We start from the raw sequence: 22,874 nt of genomic DNA, 5'->3' as shown, positions 1-22,874 counted from the left end.
TTAGTGGATTCCTCGATCAAACTCCATCCCGCGTCCGTCACTCGCCGATTCGGCTGTCGCTCCACCAGGGTCATTCTCTGTTCGACGGTACGATGGCGTCCCGCCATCGTCTCCTCCATGACCACCGCGGGCAGCCGCTTTTTGCGCGACGGCGTGGCCAGCGGCGGCTTTCGGCCCCCACCGAGCGGCGGTCGTCGCGACGCCGGCGCCACCGACGTAGGCTCCAGCGGCGACACCGCCAACGAGTGCTGCGCCTTTCGTTGCACCGCCGACGACTTTGGCCGTCAACGGGGTCGCGTATTTGAACGTCTTCCACGTGATGTAGAGGGCGACCAGCGGGAGGGACGCAGCAACGAGATATTTGAGAAACGCTGTTCCTGGTGTGAGAGTCCCACCGCCGTAGATCAAGTCGTACCCCTTGAGGACCATCGCTGCCGGGAGCGGGAGGACAGCCAACGGGACAAACCGTTTGCAGAACCCCATCGCGATATCGGATACGACCGGAATGTTTCCGTAGGCCAGTGCAAATGCAATCGGCATTCCGTACAAGTAGACATACAGCAGAATCATCCGAATGTAGAACAGCGCCTCCAGCGCCCACATCGAGATTCCACCAATCACGGCGAACAATAGTCCCAGCCCTGGGTTTGTGATAGATACCTCCAAGAATCCAATCATCGCCTCCGTAACCGAGGAAAGCTCCGGCATCAGGGCGATAGTGAATCCGTCAACGAGGTAGAGTGCAAGAGTTCCAACCCAATACCACGTAATGATTAGAAAAGCACCGACCCAGGCCGTCTTCTTCGTTTTTCGGGCTTCGTAGGTACTTCCAATATTGAAGATCCGAACCGTGTGACGGCCCTGAACGCTCATCACGAGGAGCAAGAGGGCAACCAGCATGATTTCGCCGCCGATGAGAGCATCGTGAATCGCTGGCCAGGGTGCATTGGTTGGTTCACCGAAGACAAAAGCTCCGTTCGTCTCTGGAGTAGGTGTCCCGAACATTCCCTCAGTCAGAGTTTCATACCCTGATCTGAGACCGTCCATGAACAGCCCAATGAACCACTCAACGACGCCCTTGATACCCTCAAGGACGACATCAATGAGATCGACCATCGTTATACCTCAGTGATCGTGACCTCACAATCAGTCATATCGTCGGAACCAGTGTATTGAACGTTGTAGGTGCTTGAGACCTGATTTCCACCGACCCGTGTCTCAACGATAACAGTAAACTGGCCACTATTCCCTTCTGGGGAGCATCCCATCCCGTCCTCAGTTTCTGTACCGAACGGAAACGAACTACTGAACAGGTCGGCCGTCTCACCAGGGGAGACTACTACCCGGTCGGTTTCGTGCATTCCACTGCCTCTGGGGTTCTCAATTGGATTGGGAACGTCCCCGGAGAAGATTAGTTCAGTTATCGCTTCCGGACCGCTTCCTGTGTTCTCTACCGTGACGAATGCCTCGCCATTCTTGATCCGGTCTGTCTCGGATTCACCATAGACTTCGTCCCACGGCTTATCTGGATTATTCCGATAGAGTCCAACATCCTGTATCTGAATCTCGGGGCGGAGTTCAGTCGTGATCTCAACTACTGTCTCCTCGCCTTTCAACGCGAGTACGCGGTACTCACCGGGCGCATACGCGGTGCCAATCTCGAATGAGACCTGCTGAGCACCTGCGGCTACGTCACGCTTTCCGAATAGCTCGCCGTTCGGCTGGATGAGGTTGACTTGGTCGATGTCGGTCTCTTCGGAGAGTTCGACGACGAGTGTTGTCCCCTCGACAGCGACACGTGTAAGTGGGCCGTTGCCATCTGGAGAGGTCGTTCCGTCACCAGGCGTCCCAGAACCGCCATTGTCGTTCAGACAGCCAGCGACGCTTACGAGGGCAGCACCTGCGACTGTTCGGAGGGCGGTTCGCCGACTGATGTGTGGGTGGTTTCTAGTCATGACTATGGGTTCCGTTGGAAGATGTCTTCTGGACCGAGCATTCGGAGGATCCGCTTGCCTGCGTAGAACATCACAATAAACGGGATGAGCTGCCAGCCGACCTCGAAAATGAACGCGAACCAACCGTCGATGGTGCCGAGCGGATGCCACCGAGCAGTTGCCGTCGCACTCACATACGCGGGGTCGTGCCCGAGCCACGAACCCGGATGGTACCGAGCCGTGTAGATGCCCGGCTCGTCGATCGTCACGATCGCCACCCCGGAGGCGTTGGTCTCGACACGTTGCTCCGCGATGGTGATGTAGCCGTTGCGAGTGCTCCCGCCAATTGGATATCGTCGGTCGGGATCGCTGAGCACGATTGGTGCGCCGGTCTCGTTGTCTCGGAGTTCGATGCGGAGTGTGGCCTGACTTTCGTTCTGCTGGAGAACCTCAACAGTCAGATTACTGCGCCGGAGTTGCCGCTCAGAGCCAGCGTCAGGTGCCACAATTGAGGCGTTCACACCCCGCACGATCCCCGCTACCTGGAGCGCGTCGCGGTCGACGCTCTCGGCGCGAACCGCAACACCGTACGTCGTCGTGTACGACTGGTTGACGATGTCGATGTTGATGTTCTCACCGAGAGTGCCGTCCGGAGACGGTCGGTCAGTGCCCCAGGTGTCGATGATCTCTGGGCCATCGCGAACTGGTTCGGCACGCGGGCCGATTCGCGACGGATACGCGTGAACATAGACCGGAATCGCGTCAGACTCGACGGTGGCGCTGTCGGTCCGGTTCGACCTGACGAGTGTATCCCAGTTGGTGTTCCGTGCGGTGTAGAACCGCCAGACGCCACGCACTCGTGCGCTTCCATTTTCCGTGAGCGTGTACCCCTGCCACGGTCTGGACTGGAAGATAGCCAGACCGGCGTCACCATTGGGGTACTCGGCGTAGTAGGGGTACGCCGAGAGGTCGTAGATCTCGACGGCGATCGAATCCGAGACGTTGAGCGATTCGGTTCGGTACGTGACCTCGACATCGGTCTCGTCGCCTCGGTCGATTCGCGTGGTCTTCTTCAACCGGACGCTGATCTCGGCTTCAAGCGTGAGGTTTGCACTCCAGTCATCCTCGATCTGGTAGTCGAGGGCCGGCGTGTGCGAGCCGTCGCGCTCGACGATGGTTTCGCCGTCCTTCTGCAATCGAACCTCCTCGACCTCGTTGCTCGTGAGCGACCACTCGATCGTCGTGTTCCCCGAAGAGCTTCCGTTCGGGACGCGAACGCGATAGTCGACGAACCCCCGCATCGTGCCGTTCGGCGCGATATAGAGCGGTGTGTCACCCGACTCCAAGTGACCTCGCGTCGACGGCTGTACTGCGAACACCGTGGCGTGGGCGTCCTCGATAAACACGCCATCTTCGAGCGACGCGTGGCGCGGATGCACGGACGTATCCGACCCACCGGCTTCGAGATCAGCGAAATCGTTTCGCGTCCACGTTGCAGCTGTCGCCGGCGGGCGCGTGAACGTGATGTCCGTCCCGTTTGCGAGCTGGTGCATCGCGGTCCGACTCTCGCCGTAGCGCTGCTGGTACTCTTCCTGGGTGATGTAGTTGTCCGCGTCGCGAGACCACAGCGTCGCTGATTCATTCTCAGTGAGCCCATTTCCCTCCGTGCCTGGCCGTGGCGGGCTTGCAGTGACGAGACCTGTGACTAAACTCGTCACGAACAGGGCGGCCATTAGCACGGAGAGCTCTCGTTGTGTCATGGGGGCTCGCGACGGGGATGGTAGTCGCCTACCAGGGGGCGAGGTCGACGCACTGCGCCAACGGGAGGTTCATCATCGACCCAGCGACGGTGTAGAGTGGGCCGAGGGCGACGAGGACGACCGCGGACTTCATCGCCGACCGTTTGTGCCGCTTGAGGCCCTTCTTCTGCTCGGGCGTGATCGTGAACATCTCGATAAGGGAGTCAGCCTGCCACACGACTGCGAGGCCGACAATGCCCAGCGCCGTGGTAAGCTGGAAGAAGCCCTCGATCATGCTGGGAAGGTTGTCCGCACTACAGACGGCATTCGTCTGTGCGGCGGCGGGTTCCACAGCGAACAGGCTCAGGGCGACGACGATGAACATAGCTTGCCTGGGAAGCCTACTCGATGCCGTGGACTGGCTTTCAGCGCGATTCGAAGCCGTCTCGGAGGGCGTATTGTCCTGTGACATAGCGGGTTACTCCTCTGCGTCGTCGACGAGTGCTTTCAGATCAGCGTAGCGGTTGGTCTCGTCGACGATCTCGTCTTTCGTGTAGCCCTGTTCGCGGGCCCGTTCGAAGAGATCTCGAAGCTCGTCGGGGTCGACGTCGCGAAGCTCCATCTCATCTCGGAGGGCGCGGCGATAGAGGGCGGAACCGTTGATATGGCTGTTCCACGTCAGGTACAGATCATCGATGTCTTCGATGGTGACTGCCCGTGTGATCATATGTGCGGGGTGGGTATGCACCGGTTGAGCCCCGGTCCATGGTGGTGCGATAGCTAGAAGATCGGTATATGCTTTCTGGCCACCAACTGGCGCAAAAATCTAAAGTAAATTATAACCGGAGAGTCCGTTCACCTTGCAAAGGTACCGTTAACCAACAACGGGGTTAGATGCCGTTGTCTGTTGGTTAAGGTTAGGATGGCCTCTACTCGAGTTCCACGACCTCTCCACGCCCGTTGTCGAGGATTTCTCGCACCTCGGCCAAGAGTTCCTGACCTTCCTCGTGGAGCCTTGTCCCTTCATCGAGGTCACACTCGTCCGCATCGAGCTGCTCAATGATTTCTTCGACACGGGCCAGCCGGTCGTGGATCTCTTGGTCGTTTGCCACGCTTAGATCACCCCCAACCAAAGCCCAGTGATGGCCAACAACAGCAACAACAGCACAGCGATTGCGGCCTTGTAGTAGACCGGCGGGAGGCCCTCGGGTACGGCCGCCTCGTCGACTGCTTCAGCAAGCTCTCGTTCATGTTCGTGCTCCTGCTGGAAGGTTTCGTACGCAGCGTCGAGTTGCTGTGCCAGCGGCTTGACCTCGCCCGCGAAGAACTCCTCGCGGGAATTCACGATATACTCGCCAGCGGCCGTCGGCGTGATCGTTGCCACATCCGCGACCTGATCTGCGATTAACCGGTCGTCAGTATGCCCGATCGCCGTGACGGTCGGGGTGTTCGCGGTGAAGATAGCTTCCGCGACCCGCTCGGTGTTGAACGCCTGGAGGTTCGAATCACTCCCGCCGCCACGGCCGACGATGATTGAGTCGACGTCCTCGGAGCGGTCCAGATGATGGATGCCGTTCGCGATGGACGTGGGCGCCTCCGACCCCTGGACGGTGGCGTCCTTCACCAGGATGTCGACGGTAGGGTCCTGTTCGTGAATCGCGTTCTGGATGTCATAGCGGGCATCGCCACGGAGGGAGGTTACGACCCCAACCCGCTCTGGGAACGCCGGCGGGCGCTGTTTCTGCTCGTCGTCGAACCAGCCACGCTCTTCGAGTTCACTTCGCAGTCGTTCGACAGCAGCTGCTTGATCGCCGTCGCCGACGACGATCACCTTCCACGGTTTGAGGTCGATTTTCCCACCTTCGGTCCAGTAATCGATATCGCCTTCGAGGATGACTTCAGTCCCGTCCTCGAGATCGACGTCCATCTCCCGGTAGCGGTTCGCCCAGATCATACAGGGGAGCTCGGCGCCGCCGTCGGTGAGCGTGAAGTAAAGCGCCGTACTGTTCTGGTGGAGGTCAGTGACTTCGCCAATACAACGGACGCCGTTGAGGGCAGGCGTGTCCTGGACGACCGACGCGATCCGGTCGTTTAGCTGTGACACGCTGAGAACCTCTTTCGCGTCGGGGTCGACCGCCTGCCGTTCGGTATCCGGTGCGTCCGCCATCTCCGTTTCCTAACTTCTGTACAGGAACCTCAAAAAGCTACGTTCGAGTGACGGGGGTTGGCTACGCTAAGCGGGCCTACAGGTCGCGGGGCTGGACCGTCTTCCGGTCATTCGCTTCGGCACGCTCTGCGGCGTCGTCGAGCAGTCCGGCGACCTCTTCGTTGAGGGCGTCGTAGAAATCTGCCGAGACGTTGTGGTCCGAGAGTGCGTCCTTCACGGCTGCTTTGACGATTAGGTCAGACATTCCATCGCGGACTTCTCTTGTCCGCTATATAAATGTTCGAAGTTCATAAGTGGAATTTCCACCCTGTCGTATCGGATATTCGCCTCTGAGTACCAGAGAAAACATATGCCACCCCTCAAAAACGGGAAACAGACAGATGCACGATCTGACTGGGTTCCAGCGGGACATCTTGTACGTAACCACCGGGCTCGAGGAACCACACGGGCTCGCAATCAAGGACGAACTCGACGACTATTACGAACAGGAAATCAACCACGGCCGCCTCTATCCGAATCTCGACGACCTCGTCGAGAAAGGACTGCTCGAGAAGGGTGAACTCGACAAGCGGACGAACGTGTACACGGTCACGCAACGCGGATTGCGGGAGATCGAGGCGCGACGTGAGTGGGAAAGTCAGTATTTAGAAGACGTGAACGCACCCACTCCGTCGTAGAATCATTATAAAAGCGGGACTGCTTTACCCACTTCCCACGAATCCACAGTAAGATGGCTCGGCTCGTCTTCTATCACCACCCACAGGCCGAGAATTTCTCACTCAAATATAGCTCGGCATCGGTAGCAGAAATCCGGTCTCAGCGAGAGCAATCTGACGAGTCGACAAAGCTCATCGGGTACCCCTTCGAAGCTCCAGTCTATGTGCTCTACGAAGGCGATTCAGAGATCGAATCTGCCCAAGACATCGACTTCGATCAGGAATGGCTGAGCGACCGTATTCGTGACCTCCCCCGTGCTGGGCAGGTTGTCGCATTCCGATTAGTAGAGTTGCTCGAAGCCGCGGTCGATGTTCGAGATGAGGATGAGTTCCGGCTCTACAAGGAGTTCGAACCGCAAAAGGTCCAGCAGGCACTCGATCACGTCTCCTGGGGAGCACCACTTCCGACCGTCTCTGGAGAGGTGATGTCGAATTTGATCCTCCGTCATTCCCTCCCGAATGCGAATCATCGAACTGGCATCGCGATGCTGCAGTTCTGTATTGAGAGTGTGGACCCGGATTTTGAGATGCCACGAACGCACGTCGACGACGATTCCTGGCGAGAGTGGGTCGATCCCTATATCGTCGATTCCAAACGGCTCATCACGGTCCGCCGGAACAACCTCCGTTTCAAGCAACTCGAAGAGTTGGACGTCGACCTCGTCGAACGGAAAGATGGGATCCAAATCCGATTAGCCGAGTTCGAGCTGGATATGCACTGGCGAGAAGCCCTGTCGAAGTACGCTGAGCAGCATGAATCCCACTGTACGGACTTCGCGGAGGCAGTCCTCAAACGTGCAGAGCGGGACGATCTGCTCGACTGTCAAGGACCGACGAAACAAGAGTTCATCACGTATCTGGAGGACGGACTCGTCGAACGGGACTTCAGAGAAATGTTCTGATCAGTCGCGAAGCTCGGCGACCGACTGACCAACCTCACGGACGTGTTCACTTCGCTCGAGGTCAAATTCCTCAGCGAGGTAGTCAACCGTCTCTTCGAGACTCATACTGGAAAGGAGTCTGCCAAGCGGTATAAACCTAGTGCTGATCTCTGTTACTCTACCTCAATTCAACTTTCGAGTGGGATTGGAACCCATTCTGCGAAACCTGTAGTTAGGCGTCAGAGATGGCCTTACAAGTCGGTGTACCGATTACGACTGGCCATCCCCCAAGCGTGATATCCTTTGGACGTAGCAACGACAGACCCTCTGCTCGGAATTCCCGTTCTTTCTCGAATCCGATTGTTCCGCCATTAACTCGATAGGTTAGACGATCAGTCCTGTCGATTGCCTCCCGAATTTCTTGGCTTGAGCTCCCGTCCTGGCTCTCATACAGGTTTTTCGCAGCTAGAATATCTGCATCACCAGTTCGCTCATGATTAATGGGGATTACTTCTTCTAGAGGCCGATCGTTGCCATTCCGATTTGCAGTCTCTACGTCCGTCGTGACAAGGGGGATTGGTCCATCAGAGTCAACGAGGTCTTCTAATGCAGGCCAAGAGAGCACCGGGTTTTCCATCAAAACGCCAGCTTGGCGGTCATACACAGTTTCGTAGTCTTTCCCATTTTCGTCTCTGTCTTTGAATCCGCGTAGCGTAGACCAGAAAATCCCGTAGCGGGTAGGAGCGAGGATCACAAAGCACGGCCTGTGAATCTCGAGGTCTGCGCTATGGCGCTCCTCTAATGTGTCTCGTAGAGCCTCAGAAAGCTCCCAAGAGGATTGTAGATCGCTCTGAAGATTCTCAACCCCCGTCCCATACCAAGAGAAATTCTTGCAAATGGCTGTGTAATAGAGGCTCCCCGGATCTGTGCTGACATCGATCATTTGGGATGCCCGAGTCAGTCGATCCAGTATCTGATCCGGAGATTCGTAACCCTCTGTAGGGAAATGGACAACAACCCCTTCATCACCACGAAGGGGATCATATGTCATCGGAGCATGATAGGGGACAATACTACCATAGCCACCTAGGGACGTTGGTCTATCCTCAAGAGGGCTGTTTCCCATAACAACTCAAATTGTTCCCGTGTCGATTGTATACCTTTGGGAGTATGTGGATTCGCCTGATTGCAAATCTGACAGGGGATCGTATTCACACCAAGAGGCAGAGGTTGGATAGTCACTTTTCGATATCCTTTGGTCCTGGCTACCTCAAGGAGGTCAATATGAAGGAACTCGATTTGGAGAACCCGTTGGCAGACTTATGGCGTCGCAATTTCGCATTCGGTTACTGGGATAACCGAATCAAGAAACTCAACCCCTACAATCGCTACGACGGAATGGACTCGCTCTATATTCTAGCTCAGTTATCCGATCTATATGCCCACCTGTTCGCGGTGAATGCTCGGAATCCAGAGCAGCCCTGGATGATGGTGAAAGAGGATACCTATACACGGGATATCGCCAGTGTCCTTGATGAGCTTACAGTTGAAATTGATGACGGCGAGATGGTTTCAGTTAGCCGCTTAGCGGAGGAGCCGGAGGATCTAATTGAGTTTGAGCAGGTCATCGATGAAATAGATGCAACAGACCGGGAGATGATCGCACGAGAGTTCTTAGGGTGTTCCGCAGTCTACGACGAGGAAACAAATGAATTAGACTTCGTTGAAGATCCCGACCTACATATCGCAGCTGCGAATGCCGCCCTCAATTTTTGGCGAGGATTCCGACCGCTACTGAATGATTTGAAGCACGGATTTCGCGTTCTATCAGTCACGATGGCGGATATTGAGTGGCTTTGGGAAGAGGGGCTTTTCGGACAGTTGGATACCGAGGTTGAAGACCTAATAGACGACATGGAAGCTGTACAGCAGGACCAATGGGGCTTCTTTTTTCTTAGACTCCAAACGGAATCGCTGGGGAACCGACATTACGACGCTGAGTTGAACCTCTACCATGTGAACAGTGAGGTGTGCAAGCAGATGTCGAAGGTGATTTTGAATCTTGTCTACAACCTGATTATGGGGCGAGAAGGCGGACAAACTATAGCAGAACCGATGTCAGAAGCAATAGAGCAGTCCAGTTCTACAGATGTCTACTCAATCCAGACCTTAGAGCATCTAATTACGATGAGTCTCCAAGTAGAAGAGCCAATGTAGCTCCCCATATCGGCATATGGCACTAATTTGTGGTATTCGTTTTCAGAGATAGTCTACCCGACCATCCTACCTTGCTCATGGATATAGTCCAAGAGACGACGATACAGATCGGCACAACTTGTAGAAGTATCGCGGTGGGGAGCGATTGAGGAGAGTGTATCCCAATCACCAACTAATACGAGTCGCTTCTTTGCACGAGTGAGTGCAACGTTCAATCTACGAGGCCCCTCATTTGGGAACGCCAAGAACCCAGAGTTGTTCCGATCATTACTCACCGTAAAAGAGACAATGATTACCTCTCGTTGACCTCCTTGGAAGGAGTCAATGGTTTGCACCTTGATTTTCTCTGCTGTATCTGCATCAAATTCTGAAGCCAGCTCACTCTCTACGAGACCTTTCTGACCAGTATATGGCGTGATCACTCCAACGTCACTTGCATCAACTCCGGCGTTCAGTGATCTCTGAACTTGTGCAACGACTACCTCCGCCTCGGATGGATTTTCACGTGAATTCCCTTGATTAGATTCCGGGTTGGAGATATTTATTCCAACTAGAGGTTGTAACCCGGAGATAGTCGCCGATCTGTTCGGTTCACCGTGGAGCAAAAGTCCATCGTAGAACTCCTTATTAGAGAAATTGGCGATAGATTCGTGCATTCGGTATTGCCTTCTAAGTGTGGTTTTTGCATCGTCTCCGAATCGGTCCAATATATGCTCAAACAATGACGGATAGAACGCTTCATCTGACGCGGTTTCAGCAGAATGGTACGGCGGGAGCTGCTTATGGTCGCCAGCCAACACAAACTTTGATCCAAGCTGAAATGGGACTGCAGTTGCCGGGATACTCGCCTGCGTTGCCTCATCAACCACAATTAAGCTAAATCGGGCCAGATCAAGTCGATCTGCGCTGTTGGTCGTCGTTGCAACAATCTGAGCCCGGTCCGTCTCTTCATCTGCATAGTGGGTGGAAACAACTCGAGACGTGATTTGGTCTCGCCGGCCGATTCGTGCCATTCGGTATCCTTCTGCTTGGATTATCCCGTGGAGAGACTCCTCGTCAGGGTTATCCGGACTGCTCTCTCCAGCGATCAGATTATCTACTGCTTGATTTGAGTGTGCACAGACTAAGATACGTTCCCCCGACTCGACTGCGGACTGGATGACCGCTGTTAGTGTTCGGGTCTTTCCTGTTCCTGGTGGCCCATGAATACAGTACGCATCCTCTGCTCGAAGAGCATTAATCGCTGCCCGACGCTGGTAGGAATTCAATTCGAGCGAAGTATTCAGTGAAACCGATAAGGGTGCATCGAACGAGAGAGATGAATCACCTGCTAGAAGCTGCTTGCCCGAACTGGAGTCGGCCATCTGTCGGAAAGCCGAACGCTCGCGCTGGAAAGCAATATTTCGGTCGAGGATCGCAACAGAAACCCGGTCTGCCCGTCGGAGATCATCCTTCGCTTGAGAAGTCCGAGTTGTCGCCTCCCAGTCAAGCTCTATGTTGAAATCACTCAACCCGACACGCGTAACGATGCCCGGTACGACCGGCGAATTCGAATCACCACCTGACGCAACCCCGACAATGTTGCCCTCGTGGATTCCGTAAGTCGATTGGACTGGATTACGGTGCGTTCCAGACCCTGGTGCTGAAACAGAAATACGATCCTCAGCTAAACGGGAGTATCCCGCAGAAGCGATTCCATCTCCGCCTTGTTCCCGCTGCAGTCTATCGATAGACATTCCTCTATTGGAGTCCCAGACAGACCGTCGTTCCGCCTCCAACTCATTCGCCATCGCCTGCTCCGTTGCGTCGATAAAGTCATCATATTCATCATCCGATAGGGGATCAACAGCCGAGAGTTCCCGTGGTGGTTGTGGCGGACGATCATCGAAATACTCAGAAGGCAAGTATGAGGGTAGCTCAGATGGCGAATAACTAGAGTGCCAGAACCGCATTCGATACGCTAGATACGTCAATGCAGCCTCTCTGATCTCTCGGAAATCATCCCCGCCCGTGTTAGCATTCAGAAAGTGTAGCTCATGTGGGTCAGAATCCTCACTAAGTAGGGTCTCGTCAGTTTCTCGGCGATAAATAAGATATTCTCCAGTCAGCTCTGCCGAATCATCCTCGTGGAGAGGAATAAATACCTGACCACCTTGCTGAACCAGTGTCTTTTGGACGCGAAAGGCATTGATGATCTCTCCGACTGGAATCGGTTCCTCGAGGTTCCAAGAATCATCGGACTCGATCACAGACGTAGAGACAGACAGCTGAGAGAGCTGATGGTCGCCTTCAAGAAATGACTCGGTAACTGAATCCAAGTAGGCCTCCATAGTCGAGGAAGATACGCTACCGTAGTATAAAACACGGGCAACGCACTGTTAGGCTAATCTCCCTGATGAGAGGTGCATTACCTCGATCTCTGAGCTAATTTTCTCTACTTCTGACTACCATCCCTATGGTTCTATCTGAAAGCAGTCTGGGCAATAGTCCCAGTCCGCTTGTTCGTGGTGAGATCGGTTGTTACACTTTCGTGGATTTCCATTTAGGTGGTCCAATCCCCAATCCGGGTTTGGAGCTTTTCCGAACAACATTGCCGCCTCCGTCTCCCCCTGCCCGGTGTGGTTCGTGAGAAGGTGAACAGGGCAGTGCTGGCATTTCCAGAGCGCGACGTCGACGCGATCATCGTACCTTCGTTTGATGACTTTCTTTCTCCTCCATTCGTGAATGCCGTGTGGTCCGCGACACGGTGCGACATCGGTACGGTTTGCTAATGCACCCTCAAACGATCTTCCACGACCGAACGAGTCGCCGTTCTTCCAGTCGTCAAAATCGTCCGCAACATCGGGATAGGGAATAACAGCGTCACGAAGAACTTCGATGTCGACCTCTGGTGCGAGCACCCCCTCGTAGTCGTATACGAACCTGGTTAGTTCATGATCGTACCGCCGGCGTGATCCGCACCACCAGCAGTATTCGTATTCGTACCCATCCGGATGCGCATATCCTGGTACTTGGCTCCAATTGTGGCTCCCGTATTCTTCGACGAAATGGCAGCCTCGAGATTCCTCCTTCCAGTCGAGATTCGCTTCAACACGAGTGTCGAACTTCCACGGGTCGTACTCACGGATGGTGAAAGCACGACCGTCGTCGGCTCGGAACGCGTTATCGGCGACCTGGTAGTCCAGCTGCTCGTCACCAAAGTCTTCAGACTCCAACCACGCGACTGAGTACCCCGCTGAAAGGTAATCGTGGGTGGTCCCTTCGATGTCCTTGCTGTGGTGCTTGTGTTGAACCTCGATGATGAGGCCGCCTCCGAAGAAGGGGTTTTCCTCATTGAACTCAACGAGGGCGTCGGCCCGTCGAGTCTCGGGGGTTGTCGGCGTCCCTGTCGCGTCGATTGTGATTTCAGCCCCGACGCGTGCTGCATTCGGATATTGGTCAGCAAGCGTAGCGACCGCCAGTGCCGTACAGCGAGCGTGGGTATCTGATTCTCCCTGGCTCGCCTTTGAACAGGACTCAGTTGCGTCGTCGGCTGCGTGATAGAAGTGGCGGGCACGGTGGTCGCCGTCGCGAGGATAAAGGATACCTCGGCACTCAGGACATTCGACGGGTTCCTGATCGTCGACCTCTGTAGGGGTGACAATCTTCCCGTCGTCGAGTGCTCTGAACGGCACGGTCAACTGAAACAAAATACGTGGTCTGCTTGAACGTTCCGCTGTTCCAGAGTTTCAGAAGAGAAGGAGGATGCCGTATTAAGTACCAGTCGGTAGAGACAGACAGGCCACGTTCTAATCAGAGGAGAGACAGCCTGGATCCGCTGATACTGACTCTTAGTTGAGAACTTACTATCTCACATAGGGATTCAGCAGTGGGTTACGGGATAGTACCTGTGCTGATTTCAATACCGATCTACGCTTCGGTAGATTGCCGCTGAGATCAACTGGTGCTACCGGGTGGCGATGAGGACGCCAACTGACTCACTGATGATTTCGACATCCGTGAGCGTGAAGCCTGCACCTGCGAGGAGATTGGCGACGGTCCCAATCGGTGGCAGTGTTTCGTAATCGTTTGAGGTCTGCGTGGGCCCGAAGTGCATTTTGTCGGCCACCACTATACACCGCGGGTTCACGGTCGCGAGTCCGTCAATGGCTGCACGTAATTCGTCCTCACCACCTTCGTCGTAGGCCATATACAGCGCGTAGCTTGCAACGACGACATCGACCGGTTCGTCGACGTTGGGCTCACGGAACGACCCATGGTCGAACGAGACGTTCTCGACACCGCGTTGCTCGGCCTTCTCTCGGGCGTACTGGAGCCACTCGTCGGAGATGTCCCGTCCGACCACGTGGTCACACTCCGACGCGAGTTCGAGCGCGACGATACCGGTTCCCGTCCCGATATCTACCACGGTATCGTTGCGGTTGATCGGTGCGTGGGTGAGAAGATAGGACAGGCACCGCTGGTACACCTCGTCATTCTCGCTATCCACATCGTAGTCCATCGGAGAGTAGCCGTGAGACTCGATTTCTGTGTCGGTCATCGGTACGATGAATAGGCTGTACTGATGAATAAAGGTCCCAAGAATCATCGCTGACACGTACGACCGACTCGTCGGAGCCAGTGAGTGGTGGATTCGCTCCCAGTCCCAGCACAACTTACGCTATCTGCCGTGGTAACGTGACAGCGATTGTAGTTCCCTCGTCACTGGTCGCTTCGACAGTGACCGAGCCGCCGTATCGTTCGGTGAGAGTTTTCACGAGGTAGAGGCCGAAGCCGTGATCACCCTGGTCAGCCGCCTCGAACAGATTCTCGAGAACGTGGTCCGGAATGCCTGGTCCGTTATCGGTGATGCGAACCGTCGCCGTTGCATCCTCCCGCGCGACGGCGACATGGATTTCTGGTGGAGTGCTGGGGTTGTGAACGACAGCATTCCGTAGTAGATTGCTGAACACGGACGGGAGCAATGCGTCGGCACGAACAGTGACACCAGCGGGGATGTCAGTCTCGACGTGTACTTCTGGATAGGCTGACTGAAGCGAAGTCACTTCCTGTTCGAGGACAGTCGAGAGGCTCTTTGTGGTCAACGTGTCTTCGTCATTGCGTGTGGCCTCGAGATACGCTCTGACGTTCTGGATGAGCTCGATGGCGGCGTCAGTTTGTCGGATGACCGTTTCGAGCTCAGTTGCGGTTTCCCCGTCGACATCGTCTAATAGCAGCTCAGTCCGGCCACGAATGACGGTGAGGTCGTTCGCCAGGTCATGTCGAAGGAGATGGTTGAGTTGCTCAAGTCGTTCGCGTTGCTCTTCAGCGTGGTCTTTGGCAAGGCGTTCCCGTTCGGCATCGCGGGCTCGTTCGATAGCGAGGGCTTCGTTGATACCTGCGAGGAGTCCACCGAATCCCCCGACACCTGTCGCTATGACAATTGCTAATGGAGGTGAATCGATAGTAATCGACGTACTGGCGATCATCAGTAGCGGAACGAGGGCAAGTCCGATGGCAGTGATGGCCATCCAGCCAGCGATCCGCCGATACCGGGCGGGTGACAGATGGCTCTGGTTCACCCAGTACGCGCCGCCAAGAATTATCGTGCCGGGGATACCGAAGAACAGCAAATGAATCGCTGGTTGTTGTGAACTGAAGAGGAACGCGACTGCACTACCGATGAGGTGAATGATACCGAACGCTCCGATGGGCACGGCACTCCAAGTACGGAGGTTCAGATATCGCGTTGGAGACAATGAGAGGGACATGGTCTAAGCTTTCAGATAGTTGTTTCAAGCTGTTTTGAGAGTCCAACGTCAACTCTTCGAATTTCTCTCAAAGAAGGGGTCAGCTTGACTAGTCTCAGGAACGGCTCGTGTGACCACCTCTGGAGTGGGATTGTCTTCATGTTTCGTCCTCTAACTCATCAAATGCGGCTGGTGGGAGTGTATGGCCACAGGGTGATGCCTCAGCTGACTGCGGTCCGACGAGACGAACAGTCGCTGTTGCACCGCAATGTGGGCATCCATGCGTTCTGAGTTCCACCGCTCCGAGCAGTTCAGTCGAGAGTGTTGGTTGTCCCCTCATCATTTTGTCTCACTCCGAGAAGTCTTGACCCGGCACTGCGATTGGTTATGGAGTATCCTCATCTTCGTATCAGGCGAGGTATGAACCGAGCGCGGGCGAACGCCGAAAGCGATGGTTTCACGGAGAATATCCTGGCTCACTATCGCAGTACTATCAGACTCATGGCTAATGAATCCTTATATCGTTATCTAAATACACTCATATAATATCTCCATCATGGGGTTTCGATGCTACTAACCACAGGTTTCGCGTTCGACTCCCGGGATGCGCCCCCGAATCCCGTGGTTGACTCGCGTTGATATGATTGCGCTCGAATATCTCGCCGGGCACGAACAGTCGGACTTCGAGCAGTCGCCCTCACTCATCGCGACGAACATCGGGAAATCTGCGGGCCACGTCCGCCGGCGAATGCGAACGCTCAGTGCGGCGGGCCTCGTCGAGCGGACGAATGATACAGCCGGCTATTACGCAATTACGGAGCTCGGACGCCGATATCTCCAGGGTGAACTGACCGACGCCGAGATCACGTCACTCCGGACATTTGATCCAGACAACTACTAAGCAGACTGCTCCACGATAGAGCACTCTTCCAGCCGTCTTACACTCTGCACTCGGGGTATTTTGATTGCTGTATAGCTCCATCTTACGACCTTCTGTAACGAGCGAAAGAGTAGACGTCCAGCCGAAAATATCATTATACGGTGCCTTCAGCCGATCCGGACATCGGGGAGAATGATTCTGTGAATTCACTTCTATCGGTCTCGATCACGAACTCAACCAGACGCAGATCGTTAGAAGGAGCAAATTTACTGTTCGCCATATGCGATACTCGGTTACCCGAGCAAGCCGAGCTCGGTGAGCTGGTCCTCGATCACCTCGAGGGCTTGTTCGGCATCCTCAATCCGTTTCCCACCTGTAATGACGAGCTTCCCGCTCCCGAACAGCAGTGCGACAACAGACGGCTCGTCGAGCCGGTAGACGAGACCAGGAAACTGCTCTGGTTCGTACTCGATGTGCTCGAGACCAAGGCCGATCGCAATCGCATTCAAATTGAGTGTGTGGTCGAGATCCGCACTCGAGACGATGTTTTGAATCTCAATCTCAGGTGAGTCATCGACCTGAATACCCAAGCCCCGAAGTTCGTCGAAGACCTGTTCGAGCGCAGCCGTAACATCGGCGACGCTTTTGGCGCCGGTGCAGACGATCTTCCCCGAGCGGAAGATGAGGGCCGCGGCCTTGGGGTCCTGCATGCGATAGACGAGGCCGGGGAAGTGATCGGGGTCGTACTTGGTTGCCCGGAGGTCGTCTGCGAGGGTTTCGAGATCGAGTTCCTGGCCAATACCGGTCGATGCGACCACGTTCTCGATGTCAACCGACTCTGTGAGCGTACCCATATCACTACATAGTTCACACGCCGCTCTTAAAGACCGGTCGCACTATCGAGAATGCGCCCCGGGTATTGGCGCTGGCCGCGTTAGAGGTCGCGAGGCTGGACCGTCTTCCGGTCGTTGGCCTCAGCCCGCTTCGCGGCGTCGTCAAGCAGGTCAGCAACTTCCTCATCGAGGGCGTCGTAGAAATCGGCCGAGACGTTGTGGTCGTTGAGCGCTTCTTTCACGGCTGATTTGACGATCAGGTCTGCCATACGCAGCGATTGTTCTCCCGTCCTCTGTATAAACATACAGGTATCTGATTCGGTGTCTGTGGGGTTGTACTGCCCTCTGAGGGGCAACAGACGGATGCGATAGCGCTTCGTATCAGTTAGCGGGACGATGTACGACCTGACCGGGTTCCAGCGCGACCTCCTGTACGTGATCGCCAGCCTCCAAGAGCCCCACGATCTCGCCATCAAGCAGGAACTCGAGGAGTACTACGAGAAAGAAATCCATCACGGGCGACTCTACCCGAACCTCGATACACTCGTCGAGAAGGGCCTCGTCGAGAAAGGCGAGAAAGACCGGCGGACGAATGTCTATACCCTCACGCGTCGCGGCCGCCGTGAAATCGAAGCCCGCCGTGAGTGGGAACGTCAGTACATCGAGATTGGTGAGTCTGCGCCTGCGTAGGTTCTCTCGTACAGATCAGCTACCCCATTGTCTATGAATCATCTGAAAATCCGCGATGGGCGTGATTTCCATCTCGGATGATGTCGGTAGTATCTCTCCTCTTCGGGAGCGACGTACGTCAGCGATTCGCCGTGAGGCGGCCACGGCGGCGTTCGAATTCTTCGTCGTCGATCTCACCGCGGGCGTACTGCTCACGGAGAGCCACGAGGGCTCTATCCTCAGCGGGTCCGTCAGTCTGAGATCGAGCCACCAGCCAGTAGACGAAGTAGATGGGAAGACCGATGATGAGGGCCATCCAGAGGAGGCCGAACAGCATCATCCCCCATCCCCATAGTCCCCAGCCGGTCATGTGTCCGTCGTCCCACATTCCGTAGTGCCAATCCCACATCACCGCGTCCGGGACGGCTGCGTGCGTCAGGGCCATACCCCCGATAACCGCGACCGTCAGCGCACCGACGACGATCAGTCCGAGGGATCGAGTACCGCGTGGTTGAATTGAGTTTGTCATGTGTATTTCTCCTGAAATGGTTCGGCGTGGTTAGCCGAGGATGTACTCGAGGACGGGGTAGCGCTCGACGAGCGCCTCGCCGCCGACCTCGTACTGTTCGATGTACTTGTCGAGCCCGAGGATGCGGCCCGCACCGAACGCCGCAACCGCGAGGAACACGAGCATGTACGCGAAGTCGCCATTGATGACGCCGTGGGCGATGTCCCAGTTCCCGAAGTAGAACATGACCATCATGAGCGCGCCGAAGAACGCCGCGAGGCGGACGACAGCGCCGACGAGCAGTCCGAGACCGATGAACAGCTCGCCCCACGGGACAGCTACGTTCGCGAACTCGACGAACCACGGGGTCGAACCCATCCACGCGAACATTCCCGCGAGGGGGTTGCCGTTGGTCGCCGCGACGTTCGAGAGGTAGCCACCCGCCGCGAATTCGCCCGTGATCTTCGTGAACCCGGAGTACGCGAACGCATACCCCATCATGAGGCGGAGTGCGAGCACGAACCACGCACTGAGGCTGTGGACGCGGCCACCGACGGTCAGGCCACCGACCTTGCTCTCAAGTTGGTTGACGCCAGAGGGAATCGTAGACATTGTTACTTCACCGAGTGAGTGTACGCAGAGAGAGACGATATACCGGTGAGCCAGTGTTCTGAGTCAGAAAACCGGGCGGCTATTTTACCCCACTAGGACGAGTATGCGAGTGTGACTGAGGAGTTGAGCCCACCAGCCATCTTTGCCACACTCGACGACGAGTACGCTCGCGATATTCTCGTGGCGACGAACACGGACCGACTCTCTGCAAAAGAGCTCAGCGAGGAATGCGATATGTCACGCCCAACCGTCTCTCGTCGCGTCAACACACTCGTTGAGCAAGGACTTCTCGAAGAGTACACGCATGTCGATCCCGCTGGTCGGCACTATCGGGAGTATGAGGCACGTCTCGAACGTATCGAAGTCCTCCTCCAAGACGAGGGGTTTGACATCCAGATCGATGTCCGGCCGGATCCCGCGGACCGGATTACATCCATCTTCGAAAACATGCGGGGAGACTGATTCATGAAACACACATTATTCGTCATCGCCAAGTTGTTCATGACCGCGTTGGCTCTGGTTATCGCGTACCAAGCCTATCGCGGCTACCAACGCCACGGAACACAGCTGATGCTCTACGTCGCCCTTGGGTTCGCACTAATTGGCCTCGGTGGACTCCTCGAAGGAGTTCTATTCGAACTGCTCCAGGTGTCAATCTTCCAGGCAGGTCTCGTGGCTGCACTAGTCGCGGCGGCGGGAATGCTTTCTATCTTGTACGCGCTCTATGCGCCGAACCCCTGAATTCCCGATTCAGCAAAGTATCTTGGAATCGTGAATTAGTGAGACGGTTATTCACTCATCCTCGTAGACGTTGCGCGACAGCCGTGACTTGGTCCCAGAGGAATTCGGCGTCAACGCTCTGGTTCGTCGTTACGACTGGCACGTCACGGAGATAGGAGTCCGTCTGAAGGATCTCAAGGAGGAAGTCCGCAACGTCAGCGCGTGAAATCGGACCAGCCGTGGCGTCAATGTCGACGCCGTGTTCGTACTCCCCGGTTTTGGGTCCATCTGTAAGACCGCCGGGGCGGACGATCGTCCAGTCGAGACCGCTCCCAGCGACGAGTTCCTCCTGTCTGGCTTTGTCGGCCATCAGGTCATAGAGCACCGTCACGTTCGCAAGGCGGACGTACCACGGAACCTGCTGGACGCTCGATCCTAACCCCATCGATGTCAGGACGACCAGGCGTTCGATCCCCCGTTCCTGCATTGCATCGATAATGTTCGCGGTCCCGCGAGAGACCACGTCGGAGGGATTGTCCGACGTTCGACCGAGAAGACAGATGACCGCATCTGATCCGTTTACGGTGGCTTCGACCGCGTCCGGATCGAGTACATCCCCCTCTACGGCGGTGACTGCCTGGTTCGGTGGGAGTTTTGCAGGGCTTCGAGTGAGCGCGCGAATCGAGTGATTCACTTCGGTCGCTTGTGCCGTCAGTTCACGTCCGGTCCCGCCTGTCGCACCGAAGAGTGCCAGTTCCATATGGTCACCTACGTTTTCATGTTGGTTGTCGTTCCCCTCGTTTCAGTCGATTACGCTTACAATTCTAAAGGACGACCGAGCGTTCGCTCTGGACGCTCGATTACCAGAGAACTCCGAAATTTGATTCGACAGGTTGGGGTCATCGTCACTACAGCCACGGATCGGTTTCACATTCTAACGAGAGGTGTTCTGTCATGCCAGTATCGAAACCACAATCGTAGTGAAATAGGCGACCGTAGCCGGTGCTACAAGTATGACAGACATGCTGGGTTTGTTCGCTGATGAAACCGCCCCTGAAGAGCGACCAGCTCATGACTCGATAGGAGAGGCGGAACCATGAGCGAGGAAATCTCCGCCAACCGGGCAGGACTCATATTCGGTGCCATCTTCGCAGCGTCGCACGCTGCATGGATCGGATTCGTCGTCTCGGGCGTCTCTGAAACAGCGGTCGCCACTGTCGCCCGGACCAACTTCGTTGAGTACGAGGACACGGTCGATTTCGACCTCTCTCTGGCTGGTGCCGGCCTCATGATCGCGTTAGTTGCAGGATATCTCATGGGCGGGTTGTTCGCCCTGCTCTGGAATCGGCATGAGATCCACGATGACGGGTAACCCGGTCATCCAGACAATCGCCCTCAACCGATAACTGTCAAGGATGGTTAGTGTCCACCGAGACGATCCTCGGAGCAGGCTCTCAGATGGACCGTCTATTCGACACCACCGCAGGGGGTATCTCTAACTCAGTATGGCGTCACCATCTTTTCCACCGGGATACGTCCGGTTCGACGACGTTTCCGAAACGCTTCCTGAACCGACACCCGTTCCGGTGTCGGAATCAGTTGAACTGGAGACGCTTCACCTCCCCGGGCCGGACCCGGCGATCGTGTTCGTCCACGGTGGTCTCGGGTCGCTTTGGAACCCGTATCCACAACTAGACGCGTTCGAGGGGCCCCACGAGTTGGTCACGTATGCGCTCGCCGGCAACGGAAACTCGACCATGCGGCAGGAGCAGTCCCTCTCCGGGCATGTAGCTGACCTCCTGAATCTCCTTGATGAACTCGGTATCACGAATCCGATCATCCACGGCCACAGTTACGGTACCGCCCTCGCTATCGAGTACGCGAAGCGCCATCCCACAGCCGGGCTCGTGTTACACGCAGGGGGCGATCATGATCTCACCCCCGCGGGGGAGAAACCGCTTTTGCGACTATTTCTGGCACTCCGACTCTATAAGATACCCGCGAACGACGCGCTCATCCGGCAGTTAGCCTACAGCGTCGGCTTCCACGAGGAGACGCCATCGGTCGTGGTTGAGGACTTCCTGCAATCGAACCCGCTTCCCCACCGTCGCTCAGCGTGGACGACTGTCACCGAGGCCTTCTGGGGGTACGACGGTCGCCCCGATATTGAGCGAGTCGATGCCCCAACGCTCGTCATCCACGGACCAGCCGACGGTATTGTTCCCATCGAGGTGGCACGCGGAACCGCGAGGCGGATTCCCGAGAGCGTTTTCTGCAGGCTACAGCGTACCGGTCACGTCGCTATGATAGAGCGCCCGAATGCGTATAACAGTCTGCTTGAAGCACTCATCAAGACGGTTCGAGAGGACCGGGATTTGGAAATGACGGTTCGAGAATCGGTCGACGAAAACGGTAGCGAAGTATCCGAAGTTCGCTAAGGAATCAGGATCGTTCTGCAGCTTTATTCGCCCGTTCGAGATCGAACTGAAGGTCGGTGTCGTCCTCGAGACCGACGCTCAGCAATTCCGGGTCGGCGACCGTCAGGTTGAACTCACCGACGGCGCGGCCGTAGTGCAAGCGCGGTACCATTACGCCACTCGCATCACAGAGGTGGGGTCGTGGCTCGTCGACGAATCGCTTCGGGTGCTCTTCGAAGAAATCACGACAGTCGGACGAACAGAAGTAGAACGTCGTCCCCTCGAAATCGGCGGTGATTTCGCTTGAGTCGCTGGCTTCCATACCGCAGACCGGCTCAACTGGCATACTGGCAGTACGCCTCGCCCTTCCATAAACGTCAGTCGGCCATTTGCTACTGTGCGTAGGCTCCCTACTCGGTGTATACTGCGGGCTGTTTCTCGAAGCGCTGTCGACATTCTTCGCTACAGAGATAGTACGTCACCTGGTCGTGCCGGACTGAAGCTACCGCTTCGTCAACTCTGAGTTGCATACCGCAGACGGGATCCCTCGGCATTCTGTTCACAGATCCGTCTCCAAGCCGATTGGGTATTTCGAAGTAGGTCGACGGGCACGTATTAAGGGCCGTCGGAAGAACTCTATGACAACGCCCATGGTTCGATTTCTTCTCCGTCTAATTCGTATTCTTGGGACGTTCACCCCGTTCATCCTACGCTTTCTCCGTGATCGGCATCGGTTTCTGATCGTCGGTGGGTCACGCACTGTGCCACGGGACCAGCACGAGCAGCGTGCCCGCCGTCTACGGGAGGCGATGCTCAACCTTGGGCCGACGTTCGTAAAGATCGGCCAAGTTC

28 protein-coding genes are annotated in these 22,874 nt (G+C 55.9%); 9 read left to right on the top strand and 19 right to left on the bottom strand.

Translation table 11 applies throughout. From position 1 onward, the window contains the following. From C5B91_RS18765 to C5B91_RS18730, 8 genes are all read right to left on the bottom strand, one after another. Nucleotides 1-1,116, bottom strand: a complete 1,116-nt coding sequence (locus C5B91_RS18765; protein WP_119712818.1) for a hypothetical protein — start codon at nt 1,114-1,116, stop codon at nt 1-3. Between the two features lie 2 nt (nt 1,117-1,118). Next, a complete protein-coding gene (locus C5B91_RS18760; RefSeq protein ID WP_119712817.1) occupies nt 1,119-1,955 on the bottom strand; it encodes a hypothetical protein in 837 nt (278 codons plus the stop codon). 2 nt (nt 1,956-1,957) lie between these two features. After that, the gene (locus C5B91_RS18755; RefSeq protein WP_119712816.1) at nt 1,958-3,694 is read right to left on the bottom strand and encodes a hypothetical protein; all 1,737 of its coding nucleotides are present in this window, start codon (nt 3,692-3,694) and stop codon (nt 1,958-1,960) included. Nucleotides 3,695-3,722: 28 nt separating this feature from the next. Next, nucleotides 3,723-4,145, bottom strand: coding sequence for a hypothetical protein (locus C5B91_RS18750; RefSeq protein WP_119712815.1), 423 nt, complete (start codon nt 4,143-4,145; stop codon nt 3,723-3,725). Nucleotides 4,146-4,151: 6 nt separating this feature from the next. Then, nucleotides 4,152-4,400, bottom strand: a complete 249-nt coding sequence (locus C5B91_RS18745; protein ID WP_049987855.1) for a hypothetical protein — start codon at nt 4,398-4,400, stop codon at nt 4,152-4,154. A 202-nt stretch (nt 4,401-4,602) separates the two neighbouring features. Next, nucleotides 4,603-4,785, bottom strand: a complete 183-nt coding sequence (gene xseB / locus C5B91_RS18740; RefSeq protein ID WP_119712814.1) for an exodeoxyribonuclease VII small subunit — start codon at nt 4,783-4,785, stop codon at nt 4,603-4,605. A gap of 2 nt (nt 4,786-4,787) precedes the next feature. Continuing rightward, nucleotides 4,788-5,840 carry an exodeoxyribonuclease VII large subunit gene (gene xseA / locus C5B91_RS18735; protein WP_119712813.1) on the bottom strand — a complete coding sequence of 351 codons (1,053 nt, stop codon included), beginning with the start codon at nt 5,838-5,840 and terminating at the stop codon, nt 4,788-4,790. A 76-nt stretch (nt 5,841-5,916) separates the two neighbouring features. After that, nucleotides 5,917-6,084, bottom strand: a complete 168-nt coding sequence (locus C5B91_RS18730) for a DUF1931 domain-containing protein (protein WP_119712812.1) — start codon at nt 6,082-6,084, stop codon at nt 5,917-5,919. Nucleotides 6,085-6,220: 136 nt separating this feature from the next. Here C5B91_RS18730 and C5B91_RS18725 point away from each other — a divergent pair, with 136 nt between their 5' ends. Continuing rightward, nucleotides 6,221-6,517 (top strand): PadR family transcriptional regulator, encoded by a 297-nt coding sequence (locus C5B91_RS18725; protein ID WP_119712811.1) that lies wholly within the window; start codon nt 6,221-6,223, stop codon nt 6,515-6,517. 53 nt (nt 6,518-6,570) lie between these two features. Further along, complete coding sequence (locus tag C5B91_RS18720) at nt 6,571-7,458, top strand: hypothetical protein (RefSeq protein WP_119712810.1); 888 nt, start codon at nt 6,571-6,573, stop codon at nt 7,456-7,458. 211 nt (nt 7,459-7,669) lie between these two features. Here C5B91_RS18720 and C5B91_RS21985 read toward each other — a convergent pair whose 3' ends face one another. Next, complete coding sequence (locus C5B91_RS21985) at nt 7,670-8,563, bottom strand: hypothetical protein (RefSeq protein WP_147374892.1); 894 nt, start codon at nt 8,561-8,563, stop codon at nt 7,670-7,672. Nucleotides 8,564-8,721: 158 nt separating this feature from the next. Here C5B91_RS21985 and C5B91_RS18715 point away from each other — a divergent pair, with 158 nt between their 5' ends. Beyond that, entirely contained in the window at nt 8,722-9,654 is a 933-nt protein-coding gene (locus C5B91_RS18715; RefSeq protein WP_147374891.1) for a hypothetical protein, read from the top strand. A gap of 53 nt (nt 9,655-9,707) precedes the next feature. On the opposite strand, the gene C5B91_RS18710 is transcribed toward C5B91_RS18715, so the two are convergent. The 4 genes from C5B91_RS18710 to C5B91_RS18695 all read right to left on the bottom strand — a co-directional run bounded on the left by C5B91_RS18710 (nt 9,708) and on the right by C5B91_RS18695 (nt 15,350). Then, the gene (locus C5B91_RS18710) at nt 9,708-11,984 is read right to left on the bottom strand and encodes a DEAD/DEAH box helicase (RefSeq protein ID WP_119712808.1); all 2,277 of its coding nucleotides are present in this window, start codon (nt 11,982-11,984) and stop codon (nt 9,708-9,710) included. A 123-nt stretch (nt 11,985-12,107) separates the two neighbouring features. Then, nucleotides 12,108-13,328 carry a competence protein CoiA gene (locus C5B91_RS18705; RefSeq protein ID WP_119712884.1) on the bottom strand — a complete coding sequence of 407 codons (1,221 nt, stop codon included), beginning with the start codon at nt 13,326-13,328 and terminating at the stop codon, nt 12,108-12,110. A 272-nt stretch (nt 13,329-13,600) separates the two neighbouring features. Next, entirely contained in the window at nt 13,601-14,194 is a 594-nt protein-coding gene (locus tag C5B91_RS18700) for a class I SAM-dependent methyltransferase (protein ID WP_199708847.1), read from the bottom strand. 115 nt (nt 14,195-14,309) lie between these two features. Continuing rightward, nucleotides 14,310-15,350, bottom strand: a complete 1,041-nt coding sequence (locus tag C5B91_RS18695) for a HAMP domain-containing sensor histidine kinase (RefSeq protein ID WP_158589917.1) — start codon at nt 15,348-15,350, stop codon at nt 14,310-14,312. Nucleotides 15,351-16,023: 673 nt separating this feature from the next. Here C5B91_RS18695 and C5B91_RS18690 point away from each other — a divergent pair. Then, nucleotides 16,024-16,284, top strand: a complete 261-nt coding sequence (locus C5B91_RS18690; RefSeq protein ID WP_147374890.1) for an ArsR family transcriptional regulator — start codon at nt 16,024-16,026, stop codon at nt 16,282-16,284. 272 nt (nt 16,285-16,556) lie between these two features. Here C5B91_RS18690 and C5B91_RS18685 read toward each other — a convergent pair whose 3' ends face one another. Both C5B91_RS18685 and C5B91_RS18680 read right to left on the bottom strand, forming a co-directional pair. Beyond that, a complete protein-coding gene (locus tag C5B91_RS18685) occupies nt 16,557-17,117 on the bottom strand; it encodes a TATA-box-binding protein (protein ID WP_119712804.1) in 561 nt (186 codons plus the stop codon). Nucleotides 17,118-17,197: 80 nt separating this feature from the next. Beyond that, complete coding sequence (locus C5B91_RS18680) at nt 17,198-17,365, bottom strand: DUF1931 domain-containing protein (RefSeq protein WP_119712803.1); 168 nt, start codon at nt 17,363-17,365, stop codon at nt 17,198-17,200. A gap of 127 nt (nt 17,366-17,492) precedes the next feature. Between C5B91_RS18680 and C5B91_RS18675 the strand changes: the two genes are divergently transcribed. Beyond that, nucleotides 17,493-17,786: a PadR family transcriptional regulator gene (locus C5B91_RS18675; protein WP_119712802.1), complete on the top strand. Its 294-nt coding sequence runs from the start codon at nt 17,493-17,495 to the stop codon at nt 17,784-17,786. A 118-nt stretch (nt 17,787-17,904) separates the two neighbouring features. Here C5B91_RS18675 and C5B91_RS18670 read toward each other — a convergent pair whose 3' ends face one another. Then, nucleotides 17,905-18,294: an SHOCT domain-containing protein gene (locus C5B91_RS18670; RefSeq protein ID WP_119712801.1), complete on the bottom strand. Its 390-nt coding sequence runs from the start codon at nt 18,292-18,294 to the stop codon at nt 17,905-17,907. Between the two features lie 30 nt (nt 18,295-18,324). Beyond that, complete coding sequence (locus C5B91_RS18665; RefSeq protein ID WP_119712800.1) at nt 18,325-18,885, bottom strand: DoxX family protein; 561 nt, start codon at nt 18,883-18,885, stop codon at nt 18,325-18,327. 111 nt (nt 18,886-18,996) lie between these two features. Here C5B91_RS18665 and C5B91_RS18660 point away from each other — a divergent pair, with 111 nt between their 5' ends. Together C5B91_RS18660 and C5B91_RS18655 are read left to right on the top strand one after the other, a co-directional pair. Next, entirely contained in the window at nt 18,997-19,347 is a 351-nt protein-coding gene (locus tag C5B91_RS18660) for a winged helix-turn-helix domain-containing protein (protein WP_119712799.1), read from the top strand. A gap of 3 nt (nt 19,348-19,350) precedes the next feature. After that, the gene (locus tag C5B91_RS18655; RefSeq protein ID WP_119712798.1) at nt 19,351-19,626 is read left to right on the top strand and encodes a hypothetical protein; all 276 of its coding nucleotides are present in this window, start codon (nt 19,351-19,353) and stop codon (nt 19,624-19,626) included. A gap of 55 nt (nt 19,627-19,681) precedes the next feature. Here the strand turns inward: C5B91_RS18655 and C5B91_RS18650 are convergent, their stop codons facing one another. Beyond that, the gene (locus C5B91_RS18650; protein ID WP_119712797.1) at nt 19,682-20,365 is read right to left on the bottom strand and encodes an NAD(P)-dependent oxidoreductase; all 684 of its coding nucleotides are present in this window, start codon (nt 20,363-20,365) and stop codon (nt 19,682-19,684) included. Between the two features lie 336 nt (nt 20,366-20,701). Here C5B91_RS18650 and C5B91_RS18645 point away from each other — a divergent pair, with 336 nt between their 5' ends. Together C5B91_RS18645 and C5B91_RS18640 are read left to right on the top strand one after the other, a co-directional pair. Further along, nucleotides 20,702-20,977 carry a hypothetical protein gene (locus C5B91_RS18645; protein WP_119712796.1) on the top strand — a complete coding sequence of 92 codons (276 nt, stop codon included), beginning with the start codon at nt 20,702-20,704 and terminating at the stop codon, nt 20,975-20,977. A gap of 133 nt (nt 20,978-21,110) precedes the next feature. Further along, on the top strand, nt 21,111-22,043 hold the full coding sequence (locus C5B91_RS18640) for an alpha/beta fold hydrolase (protein ID WP_119712795.1): 933 nt from the start codon (nt 21,111-21,113) through the stop codon (nt 22,041-22,043). 4 nt (nt 22,044-22,047) lie between these two features. Here the strand turns inward: C5B91_RS18640 and C5B91_RS18635 are convergent, their stop codons facing one another. After that, on the bottom strand, nt 22,048-22,368 hold the full coding sequence (locus C5B91_RS18635; protein ID WP_119712794.1) for a YHS domain-containing protein: 321 nt from the start codon (nt 22,366-22,368) through the stop codon (nt 22,048-22,050). Nucleotides 22,369-22,874 lie beyond the last annotated feature (506 nt).

The sequence above is a fragment of the Haloferax sp. Atlit-10N genome (assembly GCF_003586325.1).
GTDB lineage: Archaea > Halobacteriota > Halobacteria > Halobacteriales > Haloferacaceae > Haloferax > Haloferax prahovense.
This window is presented reverse-complemented; position numbering and strand designations above follow the sequence as displayed.

Bases quoted from the DNA above. Each gene is read 5' to 3' on its own strand.
- C5B91_RS18765 (WP_119712818.1), bottom strand. From the start codon at position 1,116: ATGGTCGATCTCATTGATGTCGTCCTTGAGGGTATCAAGGGCGTCGTT.
- C5B91_RS18760 (WP_119712817.1), bottom strand. From the start codon at position 1,955: ATGACTAGAAACCACCCACACATCAGTCGGCGAACCGCCCTCCGAACA.
- C5B91_RS18755 (WP_119712816.1), bottom strand. From the start codon at position 3,694: ATGACACAACGAGAGCTCTCCGTGCTAATGGCCGCCCTGTTCGTGACG.
- C5B91_RS18750 (WP_119712815.1), bottom strand. From the start codon at position 4,145: ATGTCACAGGACAATACGCCCTCCGAGACGGCTTCGAATCGCGCTGAA.
- C5B91_RS18745 (WP_049987855.1), bottom strand. From the start codon at position 4,400: ATGATCACACGGGCAGTCACCATCGAAGACATCGATGATCTGTACCTG.
- xseA (WP_119712813.1), bottom strand. From the start codon at position 5,840: ATGGCGGACGCACCGGATACCGAACGGCAGGCGGTCGACCCCGACGCG.
- C5B91_RS18730 (WP_119712812.1), bottom strand. From the start codon at position 6,084: ATGTCTGACCTAATCGTCAAAGCAGCCGTGAAGGACGCACTCTCGGAC.
- C5B91_RS18725 (WP_119712811.1), top strand. From the start codon at position 6,221: ATGCACGATCTGACTGGGTTCCAGCGGGACATCTTGTACGTAACCACC.
- C5B91_RS18720 (WP_119712810.1), top strand. From the start codon at position 6,571: ATGGCTCGGCTCGTCTTCTATCACCACCCACAGGCCGAGAATTTCTCA.
- C5B91_RS21985 (WP_147374892.1), bottom strand. From the start codon at position 8,563: ATGGGAAACAGCCCTCTTGAGGATAGACCAACGTCCCTAGGTGGCTAT.
- C5B91_RS18715 (WP_147374891.1), top strand. From the start codon at position 8,722: ATGAAGGAACTCGATTTGGAGAACCCGTTGGCAGACTTATGGCGTCGC.
- C5B91_RS18710 (WP_119712808.1), bottom strand. From the start codon at position 11,984: ATGGAGGCCTACTTGGATTCAGTTACCGAGTCATTTCTTGAAGGCGAC.
- C5B91_RS18700 (WP_199708847.1), bottom strand. From the start codon at position 14,194: ATGACCGACACAGAAATCGAGTCTCACGGCTACTCTCCGATGGACTAC.
- C5B91_RS18690 (WP_147374890.1), top strand. From the start codon at position 16,024: ATGATTGCGCTCGAATATCTCGCCGGGCACGAACAGTCGGACTTCGAG.
- C5B91_RS18685 (WP_119712804.1), bottom strand. From the start codon at position 17,117: ATGGGTACGCTCACAGAGTCGGTTGACATCGAGAACGTGGTCGCATCG.
- C5B91_RS18680 (WP_119712803.1), bottom strand. From the start codon at position 17,365: ATGGCAGACCTGATCGTCAAATCAGCCGTGAAAGAAGCGCTCAACGAC.
- C5B91_RS18675 (WP_119712802.1), top strand. From the start codon at position 17,493: ATGTACGACCTGACCGGGTTCCAGCGCGACCTCCTGTACGTGATCGCC.
- C5B91_RS18670 (WP_119712801.1), bottom strand. From the start codon at position 18,294: ATGACAAACTCAATTCAACCACGCGGTACTCGATCCCTCGGACTGATC.
- C5B91_RS18665 (WP_119712800.1), bottom strand. From the start codon at position 18,885: ATGTCTACGATTCCCTCTGGCGTCAACCAACTTGAGAGCAAGGTCGGT.
- C5B91_RS18655 (WP_119712798.1), top strand. From the start codon at position 19,351: ATGAAACACACATTATTCGTCATCGCCAAGTTGTTCATGACCGCGTTG.
- C5B91_RS18650 (WP_119712797.1), bottom strand. From the start codon at position 20,365: ATGGAACTGGCACTCTTCGGTGCGACAGGCGGGACCGGACGTGAACTG.
- C5B91_RS18645 (WP_119712796.1), top strand. From the start codon at position 20,702: ATGAGCGAGGAAATCTCCGCCAACCGGGCAGGACTCATATTCGGTGCC.
- C5B91_RS18640 (WP_119712795.1), top strand. From the start codon at position 21,111: ATGGCGTCACCATCTTTTCCACCGGGATACGTCCGGTTCGACGACGTT.
- C5B91_RS18635 (WP_119712794.1), bottom strand. From the start codon at position 22,368: ATGCCAGTTGAGCCGGTCTGCGGTATGGAAGCCAGCGACTCAAGCGAA.